Annotated in this window: 23 protein-coding genes; 12 read left to right on the plus strand and 11 right to left on the minus strand. The window is 72.5% G+C overall.

Annotation, left to right across the window (positions count from 1 at the left end; translation table 11 throughout):
- The first annotated feature begins 40 nt into the window (after window positions 1-40).
- From paaN to paaE, 10 genes are all read left to right on the plus strand, one after another.
- Window positions 41-1,753: a phenylacetic acid degradation protein PaaN gene (gene paaN, locus ACIP4X_RS19060; RefSeq protein WP_358732182.1), complete on the plus strand. Its 1,713-nt coding sequence runs from the start codon at window positions 41-43 to the stop codon at window positions 1,751-1,753.
- Window positions 1,746-2,969 (plus strand): thiolase family protein, encoded by a 1,224-nt coding sequence (locus tag ACIP4X_RS19065; RefSeq protein ID WP_358732184.1) that lies wholly within the window; start codon window positions 1,746-1,748, stop codon window positions 2,967-2,969. The genes paaN and ACIP4X_RS19065 overlap by 8 nt, the downstream gene beginning before the upstream one ends.
- Window positions 2,966-3,721 carry an enoyl-CoA hydratase/isomerase family protein gene (locus tag ACIP4X_RS19070; protein ID WP_401349528.1) on the plus strand — a complete coding sequence of 252 codons (756 nt, stop codon included), beginning with the start codon at window positions 2,966-2,968 and terminating at the stop codon, window positions 3,719-3,721. The genes ACIP4X_RS19065 and ACIP4X_RS19070 overlap by 4 nt, the downstream gene beginning before the upstream one ends.
- Complete coding sequence (locus ACIP4X_RS19075) at window positions 3,718-4,578, plus strand: 3-hydroxyacyl-CoA dehydrogenase family protein (protein WP_401349531.1); 861 nt, start codon at window positions 3,718-3,720, stop codon at window positions 4,576-4,578. The genes ACIP4X_RS19070 and ACIP4X_RS19075 overlap by 4 nt, the downstream gene beginning before the upstream one ends.
- Window positions 4,569-5,408 (plus strand): enoyl-CoA hydratase-related protein, encoded by an 840-nt coding sequence (locus ACIP4X_RS19080; RefSeq protein WP_391455550.1) that lies wholly within the window; start codon window positions 4,569-4,571, stop codon window positions 5,406-5,408. The genes ACIP4X_RS19075 and ACIP4X_RS19080 overlap by 10 nt, the downstream gene beginning before the upstream one ends.
- Window positions 5,409-5,528: 120 nt before the next feature.
- Window positions 5,529-6,542 carry a 1,2-phenylacetyl-CoA epoxidase subunit PaaA gene (gene paaA / locus ACIP4X_RS19085; RefSeq protein WP_391455548.1) on the plus strand — a complete coding sequence of 338 codons (1,014 nt, stop codon included), beginning with the start codon at window positions 5,529-5,531 and terminating at the stop codon, window positions 6,540-6,542.
- On the plus strand, window positions 6,539-6,841 hold the full coding sequence (paaB, locus tag ACIP4X_RS19090; RefSeq protein ID WP_225080350.1) for a 1,2-phenylacetyl-CoA epoxidase subunit PaaB: 303 nt from the start codon (window positions 6,539-6,541) through the stop codon (window positions 6,839-6,841). Before paaA ends, paaB begins: the two co-directional genes overlap by 4 nt.
- 13 nt (window positions 6,842-6,854) lie before the next feature.
- The gene (gene paaC, locus ACIP4X_RS19095) at window positions 6,855-7,721 is read left to right on the plus strand and encodes a 1,2-phenylacetyl-CoA epoxidase subunit PaaC (protein ID WP_391455546.1); all 867 of its coding nucleotides are present in this window, start codon (window positions 6,855-6,857) and stop codon (window positions 7,719-7,721) included.
- On the plus strand, window positions 7,715-8,227 hold the full coding sequence (gene paaD, locus ACIP4X_RS19100; protein WP_358732196.1) for a 1,2-phenylacetyl-CoA epoxidase subunit PaaD: 513 nt from the start codon (window positions 7,715-7,717) through the stop codon (window positions 8,225-8,227). Before paaC ends, paaD begins: the two co-directional genes overlap by 7 nt.
- Complete coding sequence (gene paaE, locus ACIP4X_RS19105) at window positions 8,227-9,342, plus strand: 1,2-phenylacetyl-CoA epoxidase subunit PaaE (RefSeq protein ID WP_358732198.1); 1,116 nt, start codon at window positions 8,227-8,229, stop codon at window positions 9,340-9,342. Before paaD ends, paaE begins: the two co-directional genes overlap by 1 nt.
- A gap of 240 nt (window positions 9,343-9,582) precedes the next feature.
- Here paaE and ACIP4X_RS19110 read toward each other — a convergent pair whose 3' ends face one another.
- The 7 genes from ACIP4X_RS19110 to ACIP4X_RS19140 all read right to left on the minus strand — a co-directional run bounded on the left by ACIP4X_RS19110 (window position 9,583) and on the right by ACIP4X_RS19140 (window position 18,491).
- Window positions 9,583-10,242 carry an MSMEG_1061 family FMN-dependent PPOX-type flavoprotein gene (locus tag ACIP4X_RS19110; RefSeq protein WP_401349537.1) on the minus strand — a complete coding sequence of 220 codons (660 nt, stop codon included), beginning with the start codon at window positions 10,240-10,242 and terminating at the stop codon, window positions 9,583-9,585.
- A gap of 156 nt (window positions 10,243-10,398) precedes the next feature.
- On the minus strand, window positions 10,399-11,082 hold the full coding sequence (locus ACIP4X_RS19115; protein ID WP_391455543.1) for an adenosylcobinamide amidohydrolase: 684 nt from the start codon (window positions 11,080-11,082) through the stop codon (window positions 10,399-10,401).
- A 108-nt stretch (window positions 11,083-11,190) separates the two neighbouring features.
- Complete coding sequence (gene proP, locus ACIP4X_RS19120) at window positions 11,191-12,699, minus strand: glycine betaine/L-proline transporter ProP (RefSeq protein WP_401349540.1); 1,509 nt, start codon at window positions 12,697-12,699, stop codon at window positions 11,191-11,193.
- A 146-nt stretch (window positions 12,700-12,845) separates the two neighbouring features.
- Window positions 12,846-14,099, minus strand: coding sequence for an FAD-dependent oxidoreductase (locus tag ACIP4X_RS19125; RefSeq protein WP_358732329.1), 1,254 nt, complete (start codon window positions 14,097-14,099; stop codon window positions 12,846-12,848).
- A complete protein-coding gene (locus ACIP4X_RS19130; RefSeq protein ID WP_358732331.1) occupies window positions 14,096-15,532 on the minus strand; it encodes an NAD(P)/FAD-dependent oxidoreductase in 1,437 nt (478 codons plus the stop codon). The genes ACIP4X_RS19125 and ACIP4X_RS19130 overlap by 4 nt, the downstream gene beginning before the upstream one ends.
- Window positions 15,529-16,962 (minus strand): FGGY family carbohydrate kinase, encoded by a 1,434-nt coding sequence (locus tag ACIP4X_RS19135; RefSeq protein ID WP_391455418.1) that lies wholly within the window; start codon window positions 16,960-16,962, stop codon window positions 15,529-15,531. The genes ACIP4X_RS19130 and ACIP4X_RS19135 overlap by 4 nt, the downstream gene beginning before the upstream one ends.
- Window positions 16,959-18,491, minus strand: a complete 1,533-nt coding sequence (locus tag ACIP4X_RS19140) for an amino acid permease (protein ID WP_391455416.1) — start codon at window positions 18,489-18,491, stop codon at window positions 16,959-16,961. The genes ACIP4X_RS19135 and ACIP4X_RS19140 overlap by 4 nt, the downstream gene beginning before the upstream one ends.
- 386 nt (window positions 18,492-18,877) lie before the next feature.
- Between ACIP4X_RS19140 and ACIP4X_RS19145 the strand changes: the two genes are divergently transcribed.
- Window positions 18,878-19,639 (plus strand): DeoR/GlpR family DNA-binding transcription regulator, encoded by a 762-nt coding sequence (locus tag ACIP4X_RS19145; RefSeq protein WP_358732336.1) that lies wholly within the window; start codon window positions 18,878-18,880, stop codon window positions 19,637-19,639.
- Between the two features lie 103 nt (window positions 19,640-19,742).
- Here ACIP4X_RS19145 and ACIP4X_RS19150 read toward each other — a convergent pair whose 3' ends face one another.
- The 3 genes from ACIP4X_RS19150 to snpA all read right to left on the minus strand — a co-directional run bounded on the left by ACIP4X_RS19150 (window position 19,743) and on the right by snpA (window position 21,521).
- Complete coding sequence (locus ACIP4X_RS19150) at window positions 19,743-20,123, minus strand: DUF2511 domain-containing protein (protein WP_358732338.1); 381 nt, start codon at window positions 20,121-20,123, stop codon at window positions 19,743-19,745.
- A gap of 105 nt (window positions 20,124-20,228) precedes the next feature.
- Window positions 20,229-20,594 (minus strand): hypothetical protein, encoded by a 366-nt coding sequence (locus ACIP4X_RS19155; RefSeq protein WP_358732340.1) that lies wholly within the window; start codon window positions 20,592-20,594, stop codon window positions 20,229-20,231.
- Between the two features lie 225 nt (window positions 20,595-20,819).
- Entirely contained in the window at window positions 20,820-21,521 is a 702-nt protein-coding gene (gene snpA, locus ACIP4X_RS19160; RefSeq protein ID WP_358732342.1) for a snapalysin, read from the minus strand.
- A 195-nt stretch (window positions 21,522-21,716) separates the two neighbouring features.
- Between snpA and ACIP4X_RS19165 the strand changes: the two genes are divergently transcribed.
- Window positions 21,717-22,751 carry a LysR substrate-binding domain-containing protein gene (locus ACIP4X_RS19165; RefSeq protein WP_391455412.1) on the plus strand — a complete coding sequence of 345 codons (1,035 nt, stop codon included), beginning with the start codon at window positions 21,717-21,719 and terminating at the stop codon, window positions 22,749-22,751.
- A 70-nt stretch (window positions 22,752-22,821) separates the two neighbouring features.
- Here the strand turns inward: ACIP4X_RS19165 and ACIP4X_RS19170 are convergent, their stop codons facing one another.
- On the minus strand, window positions 22,822-26,196 hold the full coding sequence (locus ACIP4X_RS19170; protein WP_358732344.1) for a pyruvate carboxylase: 3,375 nt from the start codon (window positions 26,194-26,196) through the stop codon (window positions 22,822-22,824).
- Between the last annotated feature and the right edge of the window lie 117 nt (window positions 26,197-26,313).

The raw sequence follows: 26,313 nt of genomic DNA on the forward strand, positions 1-26,313 counted from the left end.
GTAATCAAGCATCACCACTGCCTGTCAAGAGGTGGACCGCATGCCCCACACCACTCCCGAGCCCGTCGACTTCTTCGCCCGCCACCGAGAGCTGCTGGAGACGGCGGTCGCGGCCACCGGGAGCCGGGACCACTGGAGTCCCTACCCGGAGTCGCCCAGCAAGTCGGTGTACGGCGAGGAGGCCCCGAAGCTCGGTGAGGCCGCTTTCCGGGACCAGCTGGGCAAGCCGTTCGAGCTGCCCGGGCACCCCGGGGACGGAACCGTGCGGGCCACCGAGACCTCCCCCTACGGCTTCGACCTCGGCATCGGCTACCCCCGGGTCTCACCCGAGGAGGCGGTGGCCGCCGCCAAGGCCGCCACGGCCCCCTGGCGCGACGCGGGCCCGGACGTACGCGCCGGTGTCGCCGCCGAGATCCTGGCCCGGCTCAACGCGGCCGGCTTCGAGAACGCGCACGCCGTGCAGCACACCACCGGACAGGCCTTCGTCATGGCGTTCCAGGCGGGCGGCCCGCACGCGCAGGACCGCGGCCTCGAGGCCGTCGCCTACGCCTGGGCCGAGCAGCGGCGCCACCCGCGCTCCGCGCGCTGGACCAAGCCCCGGCGCAAGGGCGGGGATCTGGTGATGGACAAGAAGTTCACGCCGGTCGGACGCGGTGTCTCACTGCTGATCGCCTGCAACACCTTCCCCACCTGGAACAGCTATCCGGGCCTGTTCGCCAGCCTGGTCACCGGCAACCCCGTGGTGATCAAGCCGCACCCGGGCGCCGTACTGCCGCTGGCGCTCACCGTGCGCACCGCCCGCGAGGTCCTCGCGGAGGCCGGCTTCGACCCGAATCTCGTGATCCTGGCCGCCGAGGAGCCCGGCGAGCGGACCGCGGCCCTGCTGGCGCTCCACCCGGACGTGCGCATCATCGACTTCACCGGCTCCACGGAGTTCGGCGACTGGCTGGAGACCAACGCGCGCCAGGCCGCCGTGTACACCGAGAAGGCGGGTCTGAACACGGTCGTCCTGGACTCCACCGACGACTACCGCGGGCTGCTGGGCAATCTCGCCTTCTCGCTGTCCCTGTACAGCGGGCAGATGTGCACCACCCCGCAGAATCTGCTGATCCCCCGGGCCGGCATCACCACCGACCAGGGCGTCAGGAGCGCCGACGAGTTCGCCGCCGACCTGGGCGCCGCGCTGGACAAGCTCCTCGGCGACCCGGCCCGCGCGGCCGGCACGCTCGGCGCCGTCGTCAACCACGGCGTGCTCGACCGGCTGGAGAAGGCGGCGGCGCTGGGGGCCACGGCGCACGCCTCGCAGCCGGTGGAGCACCCCGACTTCCCGCAGGCCACCGTCCGTACGCCGCTGGTGGCGCGCCTGGACGCAGAGGCCGACGAGGAGACGTACACCCGCGAGTGGTTCGGGCCCGTCTCCTTCGTCATCGCCACCGACTCCACCGAGCACAGCCTGCGGATCCTCCGTGAGACGGTGCGCGCCCACGGCGCGCTGACCGCCGCCGTGCACTCCACGAGCGAGGAGGTCCTGGCCGCCGCCGAGTCGGCGGCCCTGGACGCGGGGGTGCACCTGTCGGAGAACCTCACCGGCGGCGTCTTCGTCAACCAGTCCGCGGCCTTCAGCGACTTCCACGGCAGCGCCGCCAACCCCGCGGCCAGCGCCACCCTGTCCGACCCCGCGTTCGTCACCGGCCGCTTCGCGACGCTCCAGTCGCGCCGACCCGTCGCCATCGAGGAGAGCACCCATGCCTGACGAGGTCTACCTGATCGACGGGGCCCGCACCCCGCAGGGCCGCTACGGCGGCGCCCTGGCCTCCGTACGCCCCGACGACCTGGCGGCCCTGGTGGTCGGCGAGGCCGTGCACCGCGCCGCGATCCCGGCCGAGGCCGTCGACGAGGTGATCCTGGGCGCCGCCAACCAGGCCGGCGAGGACAACCGCGACGTGGCGCGCATGGCCGTCCTGCTCGCCGGGCTCCCGCACACCGTGCCCGGCTACACCGTCAACCGGCTGTGCGCCTCCGGCCTGACCGCGGTCGCCTCGGCGGCCCAGGCGATCCGGTCCGGCGAGGCCGACCTGGTCGTCGCGGGCGGCGTGGAGTCGATGACCCGCGCCCCGTGGGTGATGGCGAAGCCTGGCACCCCGTGGGCGAAGCCGGGCGAGCTGCACGACACGTCCCTGGGCTGGCGCTTCACCAACCCGCGTTTCGCCGCCGCCGACCGCGCGGTGCCCGCCGGGGCCGGTCCGGACACGGTGCGGACGACCCTGTCTATGGGTGAGACGGCCGAGGAGGTCGCCGCCCTCGACGGCATCACCCGCGCCGACTCCGACGCCTTCGCGCTGCGCAGCCACCGGCGGGCCGTCGCCGCGCAGGAGGCCGGGCACTTCGACCGCGAGATCGTCCCCGTGCCGGTGAAGGACGGCCTGGTGGAGCGCGACGAGGGCCCGCGCCCGTCGACGACGCTCGAGAAACTGGGCTCCCTGCGCACCATCTTCCGCAAGGACGGCATCGTCACCGCGGGCTCGTCCTCCCCGCTGTCCGACGGGGCGGCGGCGCTGGTCGTGGCGAGCGCGGCGGCCGTGGACCGGTACGGACTCACCCCGCGCGCCCGCGTCGTCACCTCCGCCTCGGCCGGCGTGCAGCCCAACCTCATGGGCCTCGGCCCGGTTCCCGCCACGCAGAAGGCGCTGGCCCGCGCCGGCTGGCAGACCGCCGACCTGGACGCCGTCGAACTCAACGAGGCGTTCGCGGCGCAGGCGCTGGCCGTGGTGCGCCGGCTCAAGCTCGACGAGGACCGGGTCAACGCCGACGGCGGCGCCATCGCGCTCGGCCATCCGCTGGGCTGCTCGGGCGCCCGCATCCTGCTCACGCTGCTCGGCCGCCTGGAGCGCGAGGACGCCCGCCGGGGCCTGGCGACGCTGTGCGTCGGCGTGGGCCAGGGCGTGGCGATGCTGGTGGAGCGGGTGTGAACCGGGACGCGTACGAGACGCTGCTCGTCGAGGAGCGCGAGGACCGGGTCGTGGTGACCCTGCACCGCCCCGAGGCGCGCAACGCGATCAGCGGGCTCATGATCCGTGAACTGCACGCGGTGTGCGACCTGCTGGAGGACGACCCGAAGCTGCTGCTGCTCACCGGACACGGCAACGTGTTCGCGGGCGGCGCGGACATCGCCGAGCTGCTGCGGCGGGGCCGGGACGAGGCGCTCCAGGGGATCAACAGCCGCCTGTTCGAGCGGGTGCGCAGGCTGCCCATGCCGACCGTGGCCGCCGTCGACGGCTGGGCGCTGGGCGGCGGGGCGGAGCTGTCGTACGCCTGCGACATCCGTATCGCGGGACCCGACGCCGTCTTCGGCAATCCGGAGCCGGGGCTCGGCATCCTGGCGGCGGCCGGGGCGTGCTGGCGCCTTCCCGAGCTGGTCGGCGAGTCGGTCGCCAAGCAGGTGCTGCTCGCCGGGCGGAACCTGGACGCCCGGGCGGCGCTGGCCGCGGGTCTGGTCATCGACGTCGTACCCGCGGAGAAGCTGCTGGACGAGGCGCACGCGCTGCTGGACCGCATGGCGCGGTCCTCGGCCACCGCGCTGCGTCTGACGAAGCTCGTCGTCGACGCGCCGGGCGCGCACCCGGTCGCCGACGACCTGGCGCAGGCCGTGCTCTTCGAGGGACAGGACAAGCAGGACCGCATGACGCGTTTCCTGGAGAAGAGGAACAGGAGCAAGGCATGAGCAGTCCGACCGTGCCCGCCGTCGTCGGGGTGATCGGCGGTGGCCGGATGGGGGCCGGTGTCGCGCAGTCGTTCGCGGCCGCCGGCTCGTCGGTGACCGTCGTGGAGAGCGGCGCGCAGGCCGCGGCCGCCGCCGTGGAGCGGGTCGCCACCGGGCTGCGGCGGGCCGCCGAGCGCGGCCGGCTGGCCGAGCCCGCCGAGCAGGTGCTCGCCCGGGTCACGGCCGTCGAGTCCGTGGACGGTCTCGCGCCGGGCACCGAACTGGTCGTCGAGGCCGTGCCCGAGAACGCGGCGCTGAAGGCCGGGCTGCTCGCCGCGGCCGAGGCGGCGGTGGACGCCACGACCGTGCTGGCCACCAACACCAGCTCCCTGTCGGTCACCGAACTGGCCTCGGCGCTGAAGGTGCCGGGCCGTTTCCTGGGCATGCACTTCTTCAACCCGGTGCCCGCCTCCGAGCTGATCGAGATCGTCGTGGCGCCGGAGACCTCGCCCGAGGTCGTGCGGGCCGCGCTCGGCTGGACCCACGCGCTGGGCAAGAAGGACGTCGTCGTCAAGGACTCCCCCGGCTTCGCCAGCAGCCGTCTCGGCCTGGCGCTCGGCCTGGAGGCGATCCGCATGGTCGAGGAGGGCGTGGCCGAGCCGGAGGCGATCGACGACGCGATGAGCCTCGGCTACAAGCACCCCATGGGCCCGCTGCGCCTGACCGACCTGGTCGGTCTCGACGTCCGGCTGGCCATCGCCGAGTACCTGCACGGCACGCTCGGGGAGCGGTTCGCCCCGCCGCAGCTGCTGCGCGACAAGGTCGCCAGGGGAGAACTGGGACGCAAGTCGGGACAGGGGTTCTACACATGGCAGTGACCCCGCCGGAGGCGGCCTCGCCCGACGCGGCGGGGCAGAGTGTCGGATACGGCGTCGAGGACGGCGTCGCGGTCGTCGAACTGCGCAGGCCCGCCGCGGGCAACGCGCTCGACGCGGCCCTGCGGTCCGGGCTGCTGGCCGCCGTGCGCCGGGCGGCCGGTGACGGGGACGGCGAGCGGGTGCGCGCCGTGCTGCTGACCGCCCAGGGCCGGAACTTCTGCGTCGGGCAGGACCTCAAGGAGCACGCCGAGGCGCTCGAACGCGGCCCGGAGTCGGCGTTCGCCGTGGTACGGGAGGAGTACAACCCGCTGGTGGAGGCGCTGCACGCGCTGTCCGTGCCGGTGGTCGCGGCGGTCGAGGGCGCGTGCGTCGGGGCCGGGCTGGGGCTCGCGCTGTGCGCCGATGTGCGGGTGGCGTCGGAAGGCGCGCGCTTCGCGACCGCCTTCACCGGGATCGGGCTGGCCGCCGACAGCGGTATGAGCCTGTCGCTGTCCCGGGCGGTCGGGCCGTCACTCGCCGGCTACCTGATGCTGCTCGGCGACCCCTTGGACGCCGGTGTCGCACAGGAGCTGGGGCTGGTGCACCGGGTCGTGCCCGACGGGCAGGCGGCGGCCGAGGGGCTGGCGCTGGCCCGGCGGCTCGCGGCGGGGCCCACGGCCGCGTACGGCGAGGTCAAGGCGTTGCTGCGACACGCGGCGACCGGGCCGGGGCTGAGCGAGGTACTGGAGCGTGAGGCCGCGGCCCAGATACGGCTCGGCGCCACCGAGGACCACCGCGGCGCCGTACGGTCCTTCCTCGCCAAGGAGAAGCCGTCCTTCGAGGGCCGCTGAGACGGGGCTGCTGAGACGGGGCTGCTGAGACAGGACGGTCCCGGATCCGGGGGTTGCCTGGGCCGGGAAAATTCGACAGACTATTACCCGAACGAATGGTCGGTAGGGAAGCTGGTATCGATGACCACGTCACACGGCGCAGTGTCGAGCGGCGACAGCGCGGAGCAGCGGCTCCAGGAGCAGTTCGACGCGACGATCGCGAAGGACCAGCGGATCGAGCCCCGGGACTGGATGCCCGAGGGCTACCGGAAGACGCTGATCCGCCAGATCGCGCAGCACGCCCACTCGGAGATCATCGGGATGCAGCCCGAGGGTGAATGGATCACCCGGGCCCCCTCGCTGCGCCGCAAGGCCATCCTCTTCGCGAAGGTCCAGGACGAGGCCGGGCACGGCCTGTACCTGTACTCGGCGGCCGAGACCCTGGGCGCCGACCGCGCGGACCTCACCGAGCGCCTCATCGAGGGCCGGCAGAAGTACTCGTCGATCTTCAACTACCCGACGCCGACCTTCGCGGACGTCGGCGTGATCGGCTGGTTCGTCGACGGCGCGGCGATCTGCAACCAGGTGCCGCTGTGCCGCAGTTCGTACGGCCCCTACGCCCGCTCCATGGTGCGGATCTGCAAGGAGGAGTCGTTCCACCAGCGGCAGGGCTACGAGCTGCTGATGACGATGATGCGCGGCACCGAAGCCCAGCGCGAGATGGTGCAGGACGCGGTGAACCGCTGGTGGTGGCCGTCCCTGATGATGTTCGGCCCGCCCGACGGCGACTCCCCCAACTCCGCCGCCTCGATGGCCTGGAAGATCAAGCGGCACAGCAACGACGAACTGCGCCGGCGCTTCGTCGACATGACCGTCCCGCAGGCCGAGAAGCTGGGCGTCACCCTGCCCGACCCCGAGCTGCGCTGGAACGAGGAGCGCGGCCACCACGACTTCGGCACCCCCGACTGGTCCGAGCTCAAGCGCGTGATCAGCGGCGACGGCCCCTGCAACGAGCAGCGCGTGGCACGGCGGAGGGCCGCGCACGAGGACGGCGCCTGGGTGCGCGAGGCGGCGTCCGCGCACGCGGCCAAGCGGGCCGCCAGGATCGGGGACACCCGCGACGCCCTGAACAACGAGGAAGGAACGGCGGCATGAGCAACACCGAGGGTACGAAGGACAGCTGGCCGCTGTACGAGGTGTTCGTCCGCGGCAAGCGCGGCCTGAACCACGTGCACGTCGGCTCGCTGCACGCGGCCGACGACGCCATGGCGCTCAGCCACGCCCGCGACCTGTACACCCGGCGCAACGAGGGCGTGAGCATCTGGGTGGTGCGCTCGGAGCACATCGCCGCCTCCACCCGCGACGAGAAGGACCCCTTCTTCGCGCCCAGCGCCGACAAGGTCTACCGGCACCCCACCTTCTACGACATCCCCGACGATGTCCCCCACATCTAGGAGCAGGACGGACATGAGCGACGTCACCGACGACCACGTCTACCTGTCCCTGGCCGAGGACCACGGGGAGTCGGACGCCCGCTGGGCCTTCGGCACCGGTTTCGAGGACCCGCTGCACGGTGTCGACACCACCGTGCCGGACTCGGTCGAGCCCGCCGAGCTGGCCGCGTACTGCCTCGCCCTCGGGGACGACGCCCTGGTCGGCGCGCAGCGCCTGGCCGAGTGGTGCACGCGGGCCCCGGAGCTGGAGGAGGAGGTCGCCCTGGCCAACATCGGCCTCGACCTGCTCGGCCAGGCACGGCTGCTGTACGCCCGTGCCGGCCAGGCCGACGGCAGCGGCCGGGGCGAGGACGCCTACGCCTACTTCCGGGACGCGGCGGACTTCCGCAACGTCCGGCTCGCCGAACTCCCCAACGGCGACTTCGCGTTCTCCGTCACCCGGCTGCTGGTGCTGTCCTGCTGGCGTCTGGCCGTCTTCCAGCGGCTCGCCGCCACCACGCAGGACCCGGTCCTGAGGGCGATCGCCGCCAAGGGCGTCAACGAGCTCGCCTACCACCGGCAGTTCGCGGCGGACTGGGTGGTGCGCCTGGGCGACGGCACGGAGGAGTCCCACCGGCGGATGCGGGCCGCGCTGGCCGCCGTCGCCCCGTACACGGACGAACTCTTCGCGCCGCGACCGGGGTTCGGCGTCGACCCGGCCGAGGTACGGGAGGAGACGACGGCCGTGCTCGGGCAGGTCCTCGACGCCGCCGGTCTCGAGCCGGCCGAGGCCGAGGCGCTGCCCGGTCAGGGCCGGGAGGGCGACCACACCGAGCATCTGGCCCCGCTGCTGGAGGAGTTGCAGATAGTGGCCCGCGCGCATCCGGAGGCGACATGGTGAGCGCACTGGACGAGCGGCGCGCGCGGCACGTGGCCGAGCAGGTCCCGGACCCGGAGCTGCCCATGCTCACCCTGGCCGACCTCGGTGTGCTGCGCACCGTCGAGATGCGGCCGGACGGCACGGTCGTCGCCGGTCTGACCCCCACCTACTCCGGCTGTCCGGCGATGGCGGAGATGCGCGCGGATGTGGACGCGCGGCTGCGCGCGGCCGGTTTCGCGCAGGTGGAGATCCGTACCGTCCTCGACCCGCCGTGGACGACGGACTGGATCACCGCGGAGGGCCGGCGCAAGCTCACCGAGGCGGGCATCGCCCCTCCCGGCAGCGCGCCCCGGCGCACCGGCGGGGCCGTGCCGCTTGAGCTGTCCACCACCCGGCGCGCGGTGGCGTGCCCGCGCTGCGGTTCGTCGGACACCGAGGAGACGTCCCGCTTCGCCGCCACCTCCTGCAAGGCACTGTGGCGCTGCCGCAGTTGCCTGGAGCCGTTCGAGTACGTCAAGGAGATCTGATGGCCCCGACCACCCCGACGGAGACCGACGTGTCCGCCGCCCCCGCGCGGCGCCGCCGTCCGGCCTTCCACCCGCTGCGGGTCGCCGCGGTGCAGCCGCTGTGCGCGGACGCGGCCGCCATCAGCTTCGACGTGCCCGAGGAGCTGGCGCGGGAGTTCGTCTACCGTCCGGGCCAGTCGCTCACCCTGCGCCGCGAGGTCGACGGGCGCGACGAGCGCCGCTCTTACTCCATCTGCTCCCCCGTCGGCGACCGCCCCCGCATCGGCGTGCGCGTGGTGCCCGGCGGGCTGTTCTCCTCCTGGCTGGTCGACGAGGTCCGCCCCGGCGACACCGTCGAGGTGATGGCCCCCACCGGCGCCTTCACCCCCGACCTCGCCGAACCGGGGCACCACGTGCTGATCGCCGCGGGCTCCGGCATCACCCCGATGATGTCCATCGCCGAGTCCGTCCTGGCCGCCGACTCCCGCTCCCGGGTCACCCTCTTCTACGGCAACCGCCGCACCGACACGGTGATGTTCGCCGACGAGCTCGCCGACCTGAAGGACCTCTACCCCACGCGCTTCCAGCTCGGGCACGTCCTGTCCCGGGAGCCGCGCGAGGCCGAACTGCTGTCGGGGCGTCTGGACGCCGAGCGTCTGGCCGCGCTGATCGAGGGGCTCGTCGACGTGAAGGGCGCGGACCACTGGTGGCTGTGCGGTCCGCACGGCATGGTCCGCGACGCGCAGAAGCTGCTCGGGGACCTCGGTGTCCCGGCGGACCGCGTCCACCAGGAACTGTTCTTCGCCGACGACGAGCCGATCCGCACGGTCCGCCACGAGGACGCCACCGGCGACGGCCCGGTCAGCCAGGTCACCATCACGCTCGACGGCCGCTCCACCACGTCCCCGCTCTCCCGCGAGACGACGATCCTGGACGGGGCGACACGGGTACGCCCGGACATGCCGTTCGCCTGCAAGGGCGGCGTGTGCGGAACCTGCCGCGCCCTGGTCACCGACGGCGAGGCCGACATGCGCCGCAACTACGCGCTGGAGCCCTCCGAGGTCGACGCCGGCTACGTCCTGACCTGCCAGACGTTCCCGGTGTCCGACGCCCTGACCGTCGACTTCGACAGCTGAGCCCCACCCGGGCGGACCGGCGATGGCCTTTCCGACCCAGGACACCGGAGCGTCGGCCGCGCCCGGGCTGTCGGTCACGCCGTGGGCGGCGCGGATCCGTGCCGCCCGGGCCGACCTTCTCGCCGCCCGGCCCACAGCCCGCCTGCCCGGCCTACGACACCGGCGCCATCCGGCGCGCCGGCACCGGACTCGCCCGGACCTGACACCCGCCGACGCACCCCGCCCTTTCGGGTCCGCCCGTTACTCGTACCGGTACTTCAGTGAGTCCGCCTCCGCCTGCTCGATGTCGGCGATCGTCAGCTCCGGCATCCGCAGTTGGGCCAGCGTCACCTCGGCCGAGGTCGGCTGGGCGTCCGCCGGCAGCCACTGCTCCGGCTTCCAGGCCCCGCTGCGCAGAAGCGACTTGGGGCAGTGCGGGTAGACCTCCTCGATCCCCAGCACCAGCGCACTGGCCGGCGGCTTGCCCACGGCGGTCAGCTGCGACAGCAGCTCCGGGCGGGTGGAGACGCAGGCCCGTCCGTTCACCCTGAGCGTCGTGGTGCGCCCCGGGACGACGAACAGCAGCCCGGCCCGTCCGGTGGCGATGACGTTCTGCAGGGTGTCCAGACGCTTGTTGCCGGTCGCGTCCGGTATCGCCACCGTCCGTGCGTCCAGGACGGCGACGAACCCGGCGGGGCCGCCCCGCGGGGAAACGTCACAGTTGCCCTCGGCGTCCGCGCTGGCGACCAGGACCAGCGAAGAGCAGCCGATCAACCGCCGCGTCTGCTCGGTGAGTTCGGTCATCTGCTTGCGTACGGCCGCGTCGCTGGGAAGTTCGTAGGCCTGGCGCAGCGCCTCCTGGTCGGGCACGGCGTCGAGACAAAGCGAGTCGAAGGCACTACCGGCAAGGGTTGGCGTCATGCCACCGACCCTAATGGGTCCGACCTGCGACTGATCTTGGTCAGTGAGCGCAGGGACATACACGAGAGACACCCAATCGCACGGCGATCAGGACTCATCGGCCCAGTGTGCCGTCCGGCCATCCGGTTGGAGAGCGCGCCTCCTGGCGGGCGTTCCTCACTCCCCGGGAACGGGGAGGGCCGCGCGCACCGCTCCGTGGACGGCGCGTGCCAGGCGGGCGCCCCACAGTGAGCGTGGTCCGGCGAAGGTGTGGAGTTCTTCGCCGTCGCTCGGGGTACGGGCGGCGACGCACACGGCGTCGGTGGGGGTGCCGGAGCAGTCGTGGCCCGTCTCCAGCAGCGCCTGCACCTTGGCCTCGGTCGCGGTGACCACGGCGTTGACCAGTGCGGCGTCCGACAGGGCGACCGGGAGCGCGGCGACGATGTTGATGGTGCCGGGCGTGCCACAACCGTCCGTCCCCGGTTCCGGGGAGGCGGCCCATCCGCGCACCCGGACACCGGCGGTGGCGACCGCGGTGGCCCCGCCGTCCTCCGCGCTGCCGTGGGCCGTGACGTCGGCGGCGGTCATCAGGCCCACTCCCGCGCCGTCAAGGCAGGCCGCCTCGGCCAGTTCGGCGAGGTGGCGTTCGGGGTCGGTGCGCCGGTAGCCATGGGCCACCTGCGCGTTGAGGACCCAGTGGCGCTCTCCGATGCCGCCGCCGAGCACGGCGTTGCTGACCATCCGCCATCCCGGCCCGGCCTGCCACAGCAGCGCGGGCAGCCGCAGCCCGTCCTCGGTGCGGGTCAGCCGCCGCGGGGCGGGCAGGGCGACACCCGTGGACGGCGCGACGACGGAGGTCACGGGCTGGGCGCTCCTTGCGGACGGGACGGGCCCGCTGATCGTACGCGGAGGGACCCGGCCCCGCCGGGCCGGGTCCCGCTGCCCGCCCGCGCTCTCGCGCCGAGCCGGTCAGAACCTGGGCAGCGGGGCCTGGCCCTCCACCAGCTCCGCGGCCTCCTCCGGGGTCGCGACGGCCGGCGGGGAGCCCTCCAGGGGCCGGCGTGCCGTCTCCTTCATGCAGGCCACCGAGATCACTCCGACGAGAGCCGCGGCCATGGAGTAGTAGGCGGGCATCAGGTCGCTGCCGGTGACCGAGATAAGGGCGGTGATCACCAGGGGGGTCGTCCCGCCGAAGAGGGAGGCGGAGAGGTTGTAGCCGATGGACAGCGAGCCGTAGCGGACCTGGGTGGGGAACAGGGCGGGCAGCGCCGCGGACATCGTCCCGAGCAGGCACACCAGCGACAGCCCCAGCATCAGCATCCCCGCGGACACCGCGGCCAGGCTGCCCTGCTCGACCAGCAGGAAGGCCGGGACGGAGAGGAGCAGGAAGCCGAGCATGCCGGTCATCAGGAGCGGTTTCCGGCCGAGCCGGTCGGACAGCTTGCCGACCTGGTTGATCAGCAGCATCAGCACCACCATGGTGGCGATCAGGATCAGCAGGCCGTGCGTCTCGGAATACCCCATCCGGTCCGAGAGGTAGGTGGGCATGTACGAGAGCAGCATGTAGTCGGTGATGCTGTACGCGCCGACGAGGCAGACGCACAGGACGAGGGTCGGCCAGTGGTTCCGGAAGATCTTCGCCAGGTCTCCCCTGGCGGTCGCCTCCACCGTGGAGGCCGCCTCGGACGCCCGGTGCACGGAGTCGTCCTCCAGCTTCCGGAACGCGGGCGTCTCGTCCAGCCGCAGCCGGAGGTACAGGCCGATCAGTCCGATCGGACCGGCCACGAGGAACGGTACGCGCCATCCCCAGGAGTCCATGCCGGAGTTGCCGAGCAGCGCGGTCAGGAGTGTCACCAGGCCGGCCGCGCCGACGTAGCCGGCCAGCGTGCCGAGTTCGAGGAAGCTGCCGAAGAAGCCTCGCCGCCGGTCGGGCGCGTACTCGGCGATGAAGGTGGACGCGCCTCCGTACTCACCGCCCGTGGAGAAGCCCTGCACCAGCCGGAAGAGGATCAGCAGGAAGGGGGCCCAGAAGCCGATCGAGGCATAGGAGGGGATCAGGCCGATGGCGAACGTGCCGATCGCCATCATGATCATGGTCAGAGCGAGGACCTTCTTGCGGCCGATCCTGTCCCCCATGGGGCCGAAGACCATGCCGCCCAGGGGACGCACCAGGAAGGACACCGCGAAGGTCGCGAACGACGACAGCAGTTGGACGGTGCCGTTCCCGGACGGGAAGAACACGTGCCCGATGGTGACGGCCAGGTAGCTGTAGATGCCGAAGTCGAACCACTCCATGGCGTTGCCGAGCGAGGCGGCCTTCACCGCCCGTTGCACGGCCGCCTCGTCGGTGACGGTGATGTCCGTGCGCCGCAGTGGAGGGTTCCGGCGCCGTCTGACGGCCCTGAACAGCGTCCGGTGGCGTTTGAGGGCCTCGGGATCGGCGTCCGCCGGGGCGGCGCCGTCCTCCTTGTCCACCATCTGGGTCTCCTCCCTCCCGGACGCCCTGGGCGCGCGGACGTCCATGGGACCGCTTGCTCACTCTTGTCGGCAGCAAACGGTTCACCCGGGAGAGAGCGACATTCCCCACACGGGCACCGCGGTGCCCGCGATCGGCTCTGACGGGATCAGCCCAGTCCGATGTGGACGGGGCCGCCGGTGGGCGAGACGCCGTCGAGCAGGCCGGCCGGGACCCGGAAGACGCGGCCGGGGGCGGCCGGCCAGGCCAGGGTGCGGCGGGCGAGGGTGCGTCCGTCCTGGCGGACGGTCACCTTGGGGAGGCGGACGAACTCGTCGGTCCACAGCAGCAGGCGCCCCCGGGCCGGTGCGGGGTCGCCCGGCCGCAGGATCTGCGGGGCGACCCAGCGGAACGGGGCGTCGGCGATCAGGCGGACGCCCTCGGCCGGCCGGTCCTCGCCGCTGAGGTGGTGGACGACCTGCCGGGCGACGTGCCTGCCGTCGAGGGCGGCGACGTCGGCGGTGTCGACGGGGTGCAGCAGATTGCCCGCGGCGAACACGCCGGGGCGGCTGGTGCGCAGCGCGGTGTCGGTGAGCGGGCCCAGGGTGCCCTCGTCGAGGGTGATGCCGGCGGAGCGGGCGAGTTCGTGGTCGGGGATCCAGTCGCCGGTGAAGACGACGGTGTCGCAGGCGACGGTACGGCGCCGGCCGGTGTCGAGGTTCTCGATCTCCACGGCCTGGCAGCGTCCCTTGCCGATGACGCGGGTGACACGGGTGCGGGTGGCGACGGGGACGCGCAGCACGGTGCGTCCGGCCGCGTTGAAGGCGGCGTAGGACTCCGCCTTCGGGTACTGGCTGACCATGAGGGCGGGGGTGCAGCCGGCCTCGCGCAGGGTGACGGCCGCGGACCAGCTGACGAGTTCGCCGCCGACGATGACGGCCCGCTTGCCGACGGGCTGGTGGTGCAGGTGGACGAGGTTCTGCAACTGGCCCGTGGTGTAGACGCCGTGGGGACGGTCGCCGGGGATGCGGCGTGCGGTGCGCGGCCGTTCGCGGGCGCCGGTGGCCAGCACGATGGCGCGCGGCCGGATCCGGTAGCGGCCGTCGGGGCTGGTGACGTCGACGGTGTGCTCGTCGGCCCAGCCGGTGACCATGGTGCGGGTGCGGATCTCCGCGCCGGCCGCGGTGGCCTGCCGCACGAGGTGGCGGGCGTAGGCGGGGCCGGTCATCACGCGGCGCAGGTCGCGCAGGCCGTAGCCGGTGTGGTCGCTGTGCCGGGGGATGCCCCCGGCGTCCTGCTCCCGGTCGACGACGAGCACGCGGCCGGCCCGACGGCCGGCCAGCTCGGCCGCCGCGGTCAGGCCCGCGGGTCCGCCGCCGATGATGAGGACGTCGGGCGTGGTCAGGGGCGGCTGGTGGGTCATCGGTTGTCCTTGTGCTGGCTGCGGCAGCCGTCGTGGGTGTGGTGCTTCTCGCGCAGGGCGGCGACGGCCGCGCCGCAGAAGAAGCCCTGGCAGCGGCCGTTCATCGCACGGGTGCGGCGGCGCAGTCCCTCCAGGTTGCGGGCGGGGACGGCGGCATGGCAGGCGTCGCGGATCTCGCCCTCGGTGACCCGTTCGCAGAAGCAGACGACGGTGCCGTAGGCGGGATCGCGGGCGATGAGGTCGGCGTCCTGGTAGGGGCGCGTACCGGCCTCGCCGATGTTGGGCATCCGCGGTGGCTCGGGCAGTTCGGCGCGCGGGCGCAGGTCCAGGCCGGCCTCCTCCAGCAGGGTGCGGGCGTGTTCGGCGATGGCGATGCCGGCGGTCAGGCCGGTGGAGCGGATCCCGCCGACGAGAAGGTAGCGCTGCCCGGGGGTGGCTTCGATGAGGTAGTCGGGGTGGTCGATGGCGGCGCGCAGCCCGGCGTAGCTGGCGGTGACCTCCTCGGCCAGCAGGCGCGGCATGAGGCGCTCGCCCTTGGTGAGCAGGAACTCGAAGCCGTCCTCGGAGGTGGCGGTGTCGGTGCGGTCGGTGAGGTCCTCGGCGGTGGGGCCGAGCATGACGTTGCCGTAGATGGTCGGGGAGATCAGCACGCCCTTGCCGCGTGAGGTGGGCACCGGGAGGACGATCTTGTTCACCATGGGGCGGGCGAGCTTGTCGAAGACGAACAGCTCGCCGCGGCGCGGGGTGACGGTGAAGCGGTCGTGGCCGAAGAGGCGGTCGATGTGGTCGGCGCCGAGACCGGCGGCGTTCACCACCCAGCGGGCCCGTACGTCCCCGGCGGGCGTGTGCAGGGTGGTGACCTCGTCGCCCTCGTCGACGCCGGTCACGGCGTGCTGGAGCAGGATCGTGGTGCCGCGCCGGCGGGCGTCGGTGGCCAGGGCGAGGTTCGTGGTCCAGGTGCAGATGATGGACTCGTCGGGCACGGTCAGCCCGCCCAGCGCTCCCTCACCGAGGTCGGGGACCAGTGCGTGGACCTCGTCGGCGTCGATGATCCGGCAGTGCGTGTAGCCGTTGGCCTCGGCCTTCTCCTTCAGGCCGGGCAGTGCCTGGAGTTCCTCGTCGGTCCAGGCCACCAGGACGGCACCGGTGTGTTCGACGGGGATGCCGGTGGCTTCGGCGTACGCGCTCAGCAGGTGGTAGCCACGGGCGACCAGGCGGGATTCGAGTGTGCCGGGCTTGGCGTCGAAGCCGGTGTGCAGGATCGCGGTGTTCGCCTTGCTGGTGGCGTCGCCGACGTCGTCGCGGGCGTCGAGCAGCGCGACCTGGACGTCGTGGCCGGACAGTTCGCGTGCGATCGCCGCGCCGACGATGCCTCCGCCGATCACCGCGACGTCGAAGACGCCGTCGTGGGGGCGGTGCGGGGTGGCGGTCATGAAGGGTCTCCCTCGGTGGCACGGGCCGTCGCGGCCCGCGCCCATGCGGTACGGAACTCCTCGGCCCGGTCGGCGGACCAGCGGGGTTCGTAGACGGTGGTCGGCTGCCAGTCGCCGACGGCTTCTTCGAGCCCGAGCGCCGGATCCAGGGCGCAGCGGGCCAGGGCGGCCGCCCCCAGGGGGGTGGCGTGGGCGTGGGGGTAGATGTCGACCGGCATCTGCGCGATGTCGGCCTGGGCCTGCATGAGGACGGCGGAGTTGGTCAGTCCGCCGTCCGCGCGCAGCCGCGTCAGGGGCCGGCCGAGGTCCTTGGCGACCAGGGTGCCCAGCTCGGCGACCTGCGCGGCGATGCCCTGGAGCAGGGCGAGGACGAGGTGCTCGCGCCGGGTGGCCAGGGTCATGCCGGTGAAGGAGGCGGTGGCCTCCGGGGCCCACCAGGGCGCGGCGAGGCCGGCGAACGCGGGCACGCACAGCACGCCCCCGGCGTCGGCCGCCGCCAGGGTGTCCAGGTCGGTCGCGGACTGGATGAGGCCGAGGTCCTGGAGCCAGCGCACCGCCGAGGCGACGGTGTAGACCTGTCCGTCCACGCAGTACGGCGTCCGGCCGGCCGCCCGCCAGGCCACCGAGGTGGTCAGTCCGGCGCTGGAGCGCACCGGGTCGAGGCCGGTGTTCGCCAGCAGGAACGCGCCGGTGCCGTACGTGCACTTCGCGGTGCCCGGCTCCAGGCAGCGTTCGGCGACCAGAGCGGCCTGCTGGTCGACGATCAGACCGGCCACCGGCACCTCCCGGCCGAAGGCCCGGGTGGTGCCGACGACCTCGTCGCAGGCGGCGATGCGAGGCAGCCGCTCGTCGCCGAGGCCGAACAGGTCCAGGAGTTCCCCGTCCCAGTCGGCGGTGTCCAGGTCCAGGACGAGGGAGCGGCTGGCGGTGGAGGCGTCGGTGACGAACTCCCCCGTGAGGTGGTGGACCAGCCAGGTGTCGGTGGTCGTCACCACTCCCTCGCGGGTGAGGTTGCGCCGCAGCCAGGCCATCTTGGGTGCGGAGAAGTACGGGTCGAGGACGAGGCCGGTGCGCCGGGCGATGCTCTCGGCGTGCTCGGCCAGTTCGCCGCAGACGCTTTCCGCGCGCCGGTCCTGCCACACGAGCGCCTGGGTCAGGGGTGTTCCGGTGGCCGGGTCCCAGGCCAGGACCGTCTCGCCCTGGTTGGCGAGGGCCACGCAGCCGATCGGGCGGCCGGCCGCGCTCACCGCGCGGCGGCCGGCGTTGAGGACGGAGTCGAGCAGTTCGTGCGGGTTCTGCTCGACCCCTCCGCCGTCGAGGTAGGTGGGGCGGACGGTCTCCTCGGCGATGGCGACGGTGCCTTCCTCGGGGTCGACGACGATGGCCTTCGTGCCCGAGGTGCCCTGGTCGATGGCGAGGATCGCGGTCACCGTGCGCTCCCTTCCGTGGCGGCGTCCGCGGACGTGCCGTCGGCGGCGTCCAGGGCGCGGTCGACGTCGGCCATGTCCGGCATGGTCAGCCCGTCCCGTCCGCGCCGGATCAGCAGACCGGTGAAGTAGACGGCGCCGATCGCGAACAGCACGAGCACGTAGGTCCACGGGGCACGGAAGGAAGCATCCCGGAAGATCAGCAGCTCGTACACCAGCCAGACGCCCGCGACGACCAGCACCGGCACTTCCCAGCGGCCCAGCGAGAAGCCCTGGGAGGCGGGCAGGGAGCGGCGCTTGATGGCGTACATCGCGACGGTTCCGGCGTAGATGAGGGCGGGCAGCAGGGTTCCGGCGGAGAACAGCTGGAACAGCGCGTCGGTGGAGCGGGAGAAGACCGCGAGGATGATCTGCGCGATGAGCATCATGAACACCGAGGCGTTCAGGGGCGTGGCGGTGCGCCGGTCCAGGCGCTTGAGCAGCCGCCAGCCGGGGAAGCGCTCGTCGCGGGACATCGCGTAGACCAGGCGGGTGCCGCTCAGGGTGATCACCAGCCCGCAGGAGAAGATCGACACGACGACCAGGACCAGCAGGATCTTGCCGACGACCGAGCCGAGCACGGCGGTGATGACGGTGGCCACGGGGGTGGCCGAGGCGCCGACACCGTCGATCCGGCCGGCCGCCGCGGTGACCGCGATCAGGAACAGGAACCCGAGCACGCCGAGCGAGAGCACGGCCTGGACCATGGCCTTGGGGATGACCCGGGCCGGGTTCTTGGTCTCCTCGGCCAGGTTGGCCGCGGACTCGAAGCCGACGATGGTGAACGCGCCGAGCAGGAACGCCAGGGCGAACGGTCCGGCCGTGGTGCCGCCGCCCAGGCCGTAGTAGCCGCTCGCGGGGACGGTCCCGGTGTCGAAGAGGTGCCCGAAGTCGAGCTTGCCGGTGAAGGCGCCCACCACGAACAGCAGCACGGTCAGCGCGATCATGCCGACGAGCTGCACGGTCACGGCGACGTTGTTGACCCGGTGGGTGGTGCGGGTGGACGCGGCGACGAGGAGTGCCTGGAGCAGTACCACGCCGGCGGTGATCACCCAGGCGTTCTGCGTGGTGCCGACGTAGCGGAACAGCTCCGGAAGGATGGTGGAGGCGATCGTGTAGTCGACGGCGATCAGGACCACGCCCAGGAAGGCGAACGAGATCCATCCCATGATCCAGCCCCATACCGGGCCCACGATCCGTGACACCCATTGGTACGAGTAGCCGCTGATCGGGATGCGCGCGGCGAGGGCGCCGAAGACCAGGGCGATGGAGAGCTGGCCGATCACGGAGATCGGCCAGGCCCAGATGCCCCGCGGGCCGGAGGTCGCGAGCACCGAGCCGTAGGTGGTGAAGATGCCGGTGGCGATGGAGACGAACCCGAAGGCCACGGAGAACGAGGCGTACCAGCCGAGTTCCCGCGCCATCTGCTGGGGCTCACCCGCGCCCGGGGCGCCTGTTCCTGGTCTCTGGGGACCTGATTCTGCGTGTGCCATGACTCTTTTCCCTGTTTAACAGTGCCCCGCCGTGGAGTGCGAGAGCCAGTGAACGTGAGCAACCGAACTCGGTCGGCTGTGCGGGGACGCCCCGCGCGGGGTCTGCCGGGGCCTGTCCGCCGAGGGGCGGCGGGGCCCGCGATGGTGCGCGGGGCCGTGGCCGGAGCGGTCTCGGCAACCCGCCCACGTGACCGTTTCTGTGGATTGTTGACCGCGCGTTGCTGAAAGTGTGGACCCTTGCCCGTCTGCCGTCAAGAGTCGTTCACCGTGCACGGCACCGAGGACGCCCCGTATCGGCACGGGGAAGCTGGTCCGGCCCGGCGCCGGCCGACCGTAGAATGCAGTCACAGATCCACAGAAACGGTCATCACCCAGGGAGGTCGGACGTGCTCGCCGCCGAGCGCCACCGAAGAATCGTCGCCGAGATCGTCCGGCTGAAGTTCGTCACCACCGACGACCTGACCACGCTGCTCGGTGTCTCCCACGAAACGGTCCGCCGGGACCTCGCCCTGCTCGAACGCCGCGGCGAGCTGTCCCGCGTGCACGGCGGCGCCACCAGCACCCAGGCACCGGTCGGCGAGGAGGCGCCCTTCAGCGAACGCAGCGGCAGCCTCGCCGCGGAGAAGGAGACCATCGGCCGGGCGGCGGCGGCGCTGATCGAGCCGAACCAGACCGTCGTCATCGACGTCGGCACCACGGCCCTGGAGGTGGCCCGCGCACTGCCCGCCGACCACGCCGGCGTCATCGCCACCCCGTCCCTGCTCGTGGCCGCGGAGGTCAGCACACGGCCCCGCGTGGAGGTCCTGGTCAGCGGCGGGCGGCTGAGGGCGGGCGACCTCGCCTGCTCCAACGCCCAGGCGGTGGAGTTCTTCGGCAACCTGCGCGCGGACGCCGTCTTCCTCGGCTCCGGCGGGATAGCCCCCTACGGGCTCACCGACTTCCATCTCGACGAGGTCGCCACCAAGCGGGCCATGCTCGCCAACGCCTCGCACCGCTATGTACTGGCCGACTCCAGCAAGTTCGGCCGCACGGCCGCCCACCGCGTGTGCGAGCTCGACGGCTTCGACACCCTCATCACGGACCAGCCCTGCCCGGCCGATCTGCGCACCGCGCTCACCCGGGCCGGGGCCACGGTCGTCGTGGGGTGATCCGTCCGGAGTCCGGCCGGCCCGCACGGCAGGGGCCGGCGAGCCCGGGCCCGCCGCCCCGGGCGCCAGGGGTGGGGCGCCCGGAGCGGGAGGCGGGGCCGGACTACCTGCAGAGCTCCAGGCCGCGGCTGATGACCGCGTCCAGGGAGATGTTCTTGCCGGGATTGTTGGGGTCGCCGGCCCAGATCGGGTCGGGCCCCGGATGCTTCTGCCGGGCGCGGCTGTTGAGACCGTAGGTTCCTTCGGCGGTGATGAAGGTGACGGCCTGGTCGGCGCAGGCGAGGTTGCCGGAGGCGACCGTGAACGGCCAGGGGGTGGTGGTCCGTTCGGTGATGTAACCCGTCGAGTCGGCGTCGCCCTGGGTGGCGGCGGGCTCGGCGTTGTCGGTGCTGTCGCGGTCTGCGGTGCCGGAGCCGCCGATGCAGCCGGTCAGGGCGAGACAACCGAAGACCGCGGCCGCGACGGCGGTGACACGGATGCGCATGATCCCCCTTGGACAAGTGATGAGGATGAGACCGAAAACAACATCATCTGCCCGGTGACCGAAAACAGCGGATCGCGTGTCGGTTCTGTGATGGGATCGTGACGGTCAGTTGGGGGTTCCTACGGCACCCCGCGCCTCATGAACGAAGGACAGGATCCCGTGCACGAGGCGCAGGGGGTGGACGTTTCTCCGGCGACGCGTCAAGCGGTCCAGCAGTTCGTAGCCGGTACACAGCATCACCTCGGTTCCTTCATATGATTCGAGGTTGATGACCGCGGCCTCGAGCAGACGAAGCTCACCGGCGAGCAGGGGGAGATCATCGCGGAGTCGACTTGCAGCCAGTCCGGCTCGTGCGTACAGGGCCGGTATGAGCGCGGATCCGCTGGCGTTGGCCGTTGTTCTCTCGTCCGCGGAGCTTAACCGGGCGATTTGAGCATGGGCGTACTCGAAGAGTTCCACGAGAGCGGCCATCTCCCGAATGCTGATCGCGATCGCATCCGGGCCGGTTGGCGATTCCAAGGGGTCTCGGGGCTGGTCACGGCGGCGTCTACGCATGGATACACACTCCTGGACGGTCCTGCGCCTGCATCAAGCAGGATGATCACAGGTCCTCCGTCCTCGCGTCGCGCCGGCCTGAACACAGCGGTGCGGGCCGCCCCGTGGGGTGGGCGGCCCGCACCAGTGGGGGGCGGGACGTCAGTTGGTCCTGTCCAGCTCCTTCAGGGCCTTCGCGAGACCGTTGGCCCACAGCTGGTTGACGCGGGCGCGCTCGTTGGCGTCGGGGTAGCGGTTGGTGCAGGACGTGCCGGGGCCGCCGCCCGACATCAGCTCGCTGCACGGGCCGCTGTAGTGGTCCGGCAGGCCCAGCACGTGGCCGGTCTCGTGGGCGGTGACGCGGATCGAGTCGTACTGCCGGTTCTGCGCGTAGTCGAGGAAGATGTAGCCCTTGCCGTGGCCGTTCGTGGAGGCGTAGGAGCCCCGCGAGTCGTTGCCCTCGTAGTACGCGAAGTCGCCGCTGCCCGAGGTCGCCTGGAGCTTGACGTTGGACACCGAGCTGTTCCATATGGAGGCCGCGCTCGATATCTGCGAGGCGAAGCTCGGCGCCTGGGACGCGTTGTAGTAGACCGTCACCGACTGGAGGGCCGGGTGGGCGGCCTGCTTCTCGGCGACCGACTTCAGCACGGCGTCGAAGAACGCCTTGTTGTCGGTGGCGCTCTCCGCGGAACCGGCGTACCGGGCGTACGCGGCCGCGGAGGCGGACGGCGCGGAGCCGGCGGTCTCGGCGCTCGCCGGGCTCGCGGTGCCCAGGGCGGCGGAGGCCAGGCCGAGGCCGAGCGCGAGGGCCAGCAGCCTCCGGGAGGTCTTCGCGGACGTGGAGGACGTACGGGACGCCTTCATGTGGGGGGCTCCTACTCGTTCGTGTGGGGTGGTGAACGATCGGTCACGCAGGAGTTTCCGGCACACCAACGGGCCTGCGGATGATGGCAACCGGGGATAGCGCGGGGCTATCGGGGCCGACTCGTACGATTCCGCTGGTTCCGTTGGCATTTGAACGTCTGGTGCGGCGTCACACGCCCCCCTACGCTCCCTCCCATGGAGCTCGAGGTGAGGCACCTGCGTGTGCTGTGCGCCATCGCCGACCACGGCAGCCTGCACCGGGCGGCTCGGCAACTCGGCGTGGCTCAACCCTCGTTGAGCACCCAACTACGCCGTATCGAGCACGCGCTCGGCGGTCAGCTCTTCCTGCGCACCCGTGCGGGCTGCCGTCCCACACCACTGGGACACGCGGTACTGAGCCGGGCCAGACCCCTCGTCGCCGAACTCGCCTCCCTCGTCACCGAGGCACGGGCGGCGGCGGCCCGGGCCGCCGGCGGTACACGGCTGCGCATCGGCGCCACGGCGAGCCGGGCCCTGCCGGGCTGGCTACGCAGGCTGCGCACGCGCGTGCCGCGGACCGAACCCACCCTCCAGATGGACGTGTCGGCGAACTGCCTGCTGCACCTGGTCGCCTCGGGGCGGCTGGACATGGCCTTCGTGCACGAGGTCGAGGGCAGCCCACTGCGGATCCCGGCCGGGCTGTGTGTGCGCGTACTGGTCGAGCGTGAACCGCAGTTCGTCTCCCTCGCCGCCGACCATCCGGCCGCCGCGCTGCCCGAGGTGCGGCTCGCCGATCTCGCGGGCGACCGCTGGATGGTGGACTCCACGGTCGACGGCGAATGGGACGTCCTGTGCCGCGTGCTGCGCGAGGCGGGGCTCGACGCCGACATGCTGCACGGCGACTACCTCACCGCGTACTCCCTGGCCGCCACCGGAGAGGTGGTGACGGTCAGCCAGCCCACCGCACGTCCCCGCGCCGAGCTCGCCATCCGCCCCCTGCAGGGCGACCCCATCGGCGTACGACTCCTGCTCGCGGCCCGCACCGAGTCAGAACTCGACCTGGCCTACACCGAGTTGGAGGAGTCCTACTGGGAGGCGGCCCACCAGTCCCCGGCCTACCAGACCTGGCTGACCCGCACCGGCAGCCACCCGCGCACCACACCCCGCCCCGCCCGCCTCGCCCAGACGTCCCCCGCGGACACCCACACGGACACTCTCCGGCGCAGACGCCCGGTACCGGTCGGCCCGTAGACCAGGCCGGCCACGGCAACCGGACGGCGCACCACCCGCCGGGCCGGTGGTGCGCCGTGCTGGGGCGGGCTCAGCTCACCTCGACGAGGAGGTCTCCGCCCTCCACCTGCTGGATGTGGTTGATGGCCAGCCTGGTCACCCGGCCGGACCTGGGGGCGGTGATGGCCGCCTCCATCTTCATCGCCTCGATGGTGGCCACCGTCGAGCCGGCCGCCACCTCGTCGCCCTCGTCGACCGCGAGGGTCACCACACCGGCGAACGGTGCCGCCACATGGCCGGGGTTGGCCCGGTCGGCCTTCTCGGTCACGGGAATGTCGGAGGCCGCCGCGGCGTCGCGCACCTGGATCGGGCGGAGCTGGCCGTTCAGCGTGGACATCACGGTGCGCATACCGCGTTCGTCCGCCTCGCCGATGGCCTGGAGCTCGATGAGGAGCCGCACACCGGGCTCCAGATCGACGGCGTACTCGTCGGCGGGGCGCAGCCCGTAGAAGAAGTCCTTGCTGTCCAGCACGCTGGTGTCGCCGTAGGCCTGGCGGTGGGCCTCGAACTCCCGGGTCGGGCCGGGGAACAGCAGCCGGTTGAGCGTGGAGCGGCGGGACTTCTCCAGTCCGGCGCGGTCCTCGGCGGTGAGCTCGGTGACGGGCTTGGCCTGGGCCCGGCCGTTGAGCGCCTTGGTGCGGAACGGCTCCGGCCAGCCGCCGGGCGGTGTGCCCAGCTCACCGCGCAGGAAGCCGATCACGGAGTCGGGGATGTCGAACCGGTCCGGCTCCTGTTCGAAGTCCTCCGGCGCCACACCGGCACCCACCAGGTGCAGGGCGAGGTCGCCGACCACCTTGGACGAGGGCGTGACCTTGACCAGGCGGCCCAGGATGCGGTCGGCGGCGGCGTACATCGCCTCGATGTCCTCGAAGCGGTCGCCGAGGCCCAGCGCGACCGCCTGGGTGCGCAGGTTGGACAGCTGACCGCCGGGGATCTCGTGGTGGTAGACGCGTCCGGTCGGCGAGGCCAGTCCCGCCTCGAAGGGTGCGTAGATCCTGCGGACGCCCTCCCAGTACGGCTCCAGGTCGCCGACCGCCCTCAGGTCGAGGCCGGTGGGCCGGTCGGAGTGGTCGGTGGCGGCGACGATCGCCGACAGCGACGGCTGGGAGGTGGTGCCTGCCATGGAGGCGACCGCGCCGTCCACGGCGTCGGCGCCGGCCTGGACGGCGGCGAGATAGGTGGCGAGCTGACCGCCCGCGGTGTCGTGGGTGTGCAGATGGACCGGCAGATCGAACTCGCGGCGCAGCGCGGAGACGAGCCTCGCGGCGGCGGGCGCCCGCAGCAGTCCGGCCATGTCCTTCACGGCGAGGACGTGCGCTCCGGCAGCCACGATCTGCTCGGCCAGGCGCAGGTAGTAGTCCAGGGTGTAGAGGCGCTCGGAGGGGTCGGACAGGTCCCCGGTGTAGCACAGGGCGACCTCGGCGACCGCCGTCCCGGTCTCGCGTACGGCGTCGATGGCCGGCCGCATCTGGCCCACGTCGTTGAGGGCGTCGAAGACACGGAAGATGTCGATGCCGGTGGCGGCGGCCTCCTGGACGAAGGCGTCGGTCACCTCGGTCGGGTACGGCGTGTAGCCCACGGTGTTGCGGCCGCGCAGCAGCATCTGGAGGCAGATGTTGGGCACCGCCTCGCGCAGGGCGGCCAGGCGCTCCCAGGGGTCCTCGGCGAGGAAGCGCAGGGCGACGTCGTAGGTGGCGCCGCCCCAGCACTCCAGGGACAGCAGTTGGGGCAGGGTGCGGGCCACGACCGGGGCGGCGGCGAGCAGGTCCTTGGTGCGCACGCGGGTGGCGAGCAGCGACTGGTGCGCGTCGCGGAAGGTGGTGTCGGTGACGCCGATGGTCGGCGACTCGCGCAGGAGGCGGGCGAAGCCGTCGGGGCCGAGTTCGACGAGCTTCTGCCGGGAGCCGGCGGGCGGCTCGCCCGCGGGCAGCGCCGGCAGCTTGGTGACCGGGTCGATCACCTCGGGCCGTTCCCCGTGCGGCTTGTTCACGGTGACGTCGGCGAGGTAGGTGAGCAGCTTGGTGCCGCGGTCGGCGGAGGAGCGCGCGGTCAGCAGGTGCGGGCGCTGCTCGATGAACGACGTGGTGACCCGCCCGGCCTGGAAGTCGGGGTCGTCGAGCACGGCCTGGAGGAACGGGATGTTCGTGGCGACCCCACGGATGCGGAACTCGGCCACGGCGCGCCGGGCCCGGCCGATCGCCGCCTTGAAGTCCCGTCCGCGGCAGGTGAGTTTGACGAGCATCGAGTCGAAGTGCGCGCTGATCTCGGTACCGGCGTGGGTGGTTCCGCCGTCCAGGCGGATGCCGGAGCCGCCCGGGGAGCGGTAGGCGCTGATGCGTCCGGTGTCCGGACGGAAGCCGTTGGCCGGGTCCTCGGTGGTGATGCGGCACTGCAGGGCGGCGCCGCGCAGCGTGACGGTGTCCTGGGAGAGCCCGAGGTCGGCCAGGGTCTCACCGGCGGCGATGCGGATCTGGGCCTGGACCAGGTCGACGTCGGTGACCTCCTCGGTCACCGTGTGCTCGACCTGGATGCGCGGGTTCATCTCGATGAAGACGTGGTTGCCCTCGCGGTCGAGCAGGAACTCCACGGTGCCCGCGTTGCGGTAGCCGATCTCCCGGGCGAAGCGCACCGCGTCGGCGCAGATCCGCTCGCGCAGCGCCGGGTCGAGGTTCGGCGCGGGCGCGATCTCGATCACCTTCTGGTGGCGGCGCTGGAGCGAGCAGTCGCGCTCGAACAGGTGGATGACGTCGCCCTGGCCGTCGGCGAGGATCTGCACCTCGATGTGGCGCGGGTCGACGACGGCCTTCTCCAGGAAGACGGTGGGGTCACCGAACGCGGACGCCGCCTCGCGGGACGCCGCCTCGATGGACTCGCGCAGCGCGGCGCGGTCCTCCACCCGGCGCATGCCGCGCCCGCCGCCGCCCGCGACCGCCTTGACGAACACGGGGAAGCCGATGTCCTCGGCGGCGCGGACGAGTTCGTCGACGTCGGTGGAGGGCGCGCAGGAGCCGAGCACGGGCACGCCGGCCGCGCGGGCGGCCGCCACCGCGCGGGCCTTGTTCCCCGTCAGTTCCAGCGTGGCGGCGTCCGGGCCGACGAAGGTGATGCCCGACTCCTGGCAGGCGCGGGCGAGTTCGGGATTCTCGGACAGGAACCCGTAGCCGGGGTAGACGGCGTCGGCGCCCGCCCGGCGGGCCGCGCGGACGATCTCCTCGACGGAGAGGTACGCGCGGACCGGGTGGCCCGGCTGGCCGATCTGGTAGGCCTCGTCGGCTTTCAGCCGGTGCAGCGAATTGCGGTCCTCGTGGGGGAAGACGGCGACGGTTCGCGCGCCCAGTTCGTAGCCGGCGCGGAACGCGCGGATCGCGATCTCGCCGCGGTTGGCGACCAGCACCTTGCGGAACATGCTCTATCCCTTCGGCCTGCCGGTGAAAGGACCATGGTGTCGGGCATGTCCTCGCCATGCCATGTGAGCCAGGCCACTCATTCCGATTCTCTCCCGCGCTCCCGGCGCTGTCGTGGC

It is taken from the genome of Streptomyces sp. NPDC088817, from assembly GCF_044750345.1.
Classification (GTDB): Bacteria; Actinomycetota; Actinomycetes; order Streptomycetales; family Streptomycetaceae; genus Streptomyces.

Coding starts and splice junctions, on each gene's coding strand:
- ACIP4X_RS19155 (WP_358732340.1), bottom strand. CDS start 20,594: ATGGCCGCTCTCGTGGAACTCTTCGAGTACGCCCATGCTCAAATCGCC.
- ACIP4X_RS19125 (WP_358732329.1), bottom strand. CDS start 14,099: ATGACCCACCAGCCGCCCCTGACCACGCCCGACGTCCTCATCATCGGC.
- proP (WP_401349540.1), bottom strand. CDS start 12,699: ATGGTGGACAAGGAGGACGGCGCCGCCCCGGCGGACGCCGATCCCGAG.
- ACIP4X_RS19065 (WP_358732184.1), top strand. CDS start 1,746: ATGCCTGACGAGGTCTACCTGATCGACGGGGCCCGCACCCCGCAGGGC.
- ACIP4X_RS19170 (WP_358732344.1), bottom strand. CDS start 26,196: ATGTTCCGCAAGGTGCTGGTCGCCAACCGCGGCGAGATCGCGATCCGC.
- paaC (WP_391455546.1), top strand. CDS start 6,855: ATGAGCGACGTCACCGACGACCACGTCTACCTGTCCCTGGCCGAGGAC.
- paaN (WP_358732182.1), top strand. CDS start 41: ATGCCCCACACCACTCCCGAGCCCGTCGACTTCTTCGCCCGCCACCGA.
- paaA (WP_391455548.1), top strand. CDS start 5,529: ATGACCACGTCACACGGCGCAGTGTCGAGCGGCGACAGCGCGGAGCAG.
- snpA (WP_358732342.1), bottom strand. CDS start 21,521: ATGAAGGCGTCCCGTACGTCCTCCACGTCCGCGAAGACCTCCCGGAGG.
- paaE (WP_358732198.1), top strand. CDS start 8,227: ATGGCCCCGACCACCCCGACGGAGACCGACGTGTCCGCCGCCCCCGCG.
- ACIP4X_RS19150 (WP_358732338.1), bottom strand. CDS start 20,123: ATGCGCATCCGTGTCACCGCCGTCGCGGCCGCGGTCTTCGGTTGTCTC.
- paaD (WP_358732196.1), top strand. CDS start 7,715: ATGGTGAGCGCACTGGACGAGCGGCGCGCGCGGCACGTGGCCGAGCAG.
- ACIP4X_RS19140 (WP_391455416.1), bottom strand. CDS start 18,491: ATGGCACACGCAGAATCAGGTCCCCAGAGACCAGGAACAGGCGCCCCG.
- ACIP4X_RS19130 (WP_358732331.1), bottom strand. CDS start 15,532: ATGACCGCCACCCCGCACCGCCCCCACGACGGCGTCTTCGACGTCGCG.
- ACIP4X_RS19165 (WP_391455412.1), top strand. CDS start 21,717: ATGGAGCTCGAGGTGAGGCACCTGCGTGTGCTGTGCGCCATCGCCGAC.
- ACIP4X_RS19075 (WP_401349531.1), top strand. CDS start 3,718: ATGAGCAGTCCGACCGTGCCCGCCGTCGTCGGGGTGATCGGCGGTGGC.
- ACIP4X_RS19110 (WP_401349537.1), bottom strand. CDS start 10,242: ATGACGCCAACCCTTGCCGGTAGTGCCTTCGACTCGCTTTGTCTCGAC.
- paaB (WP_225080350.1), top strand. CDS start 6,539: ATGAGCAACACCGAGGGTACGAAGGACAGCTGGCCGCTGTACGAGGTG.
- ACIP4X_RS19080 (WP_391455550.1), top strand. CDS start 4,569: ATGGCAGTGACCCCGCCGGAGGCGGCCTCGCCCGACGCGGCGGGGCAG.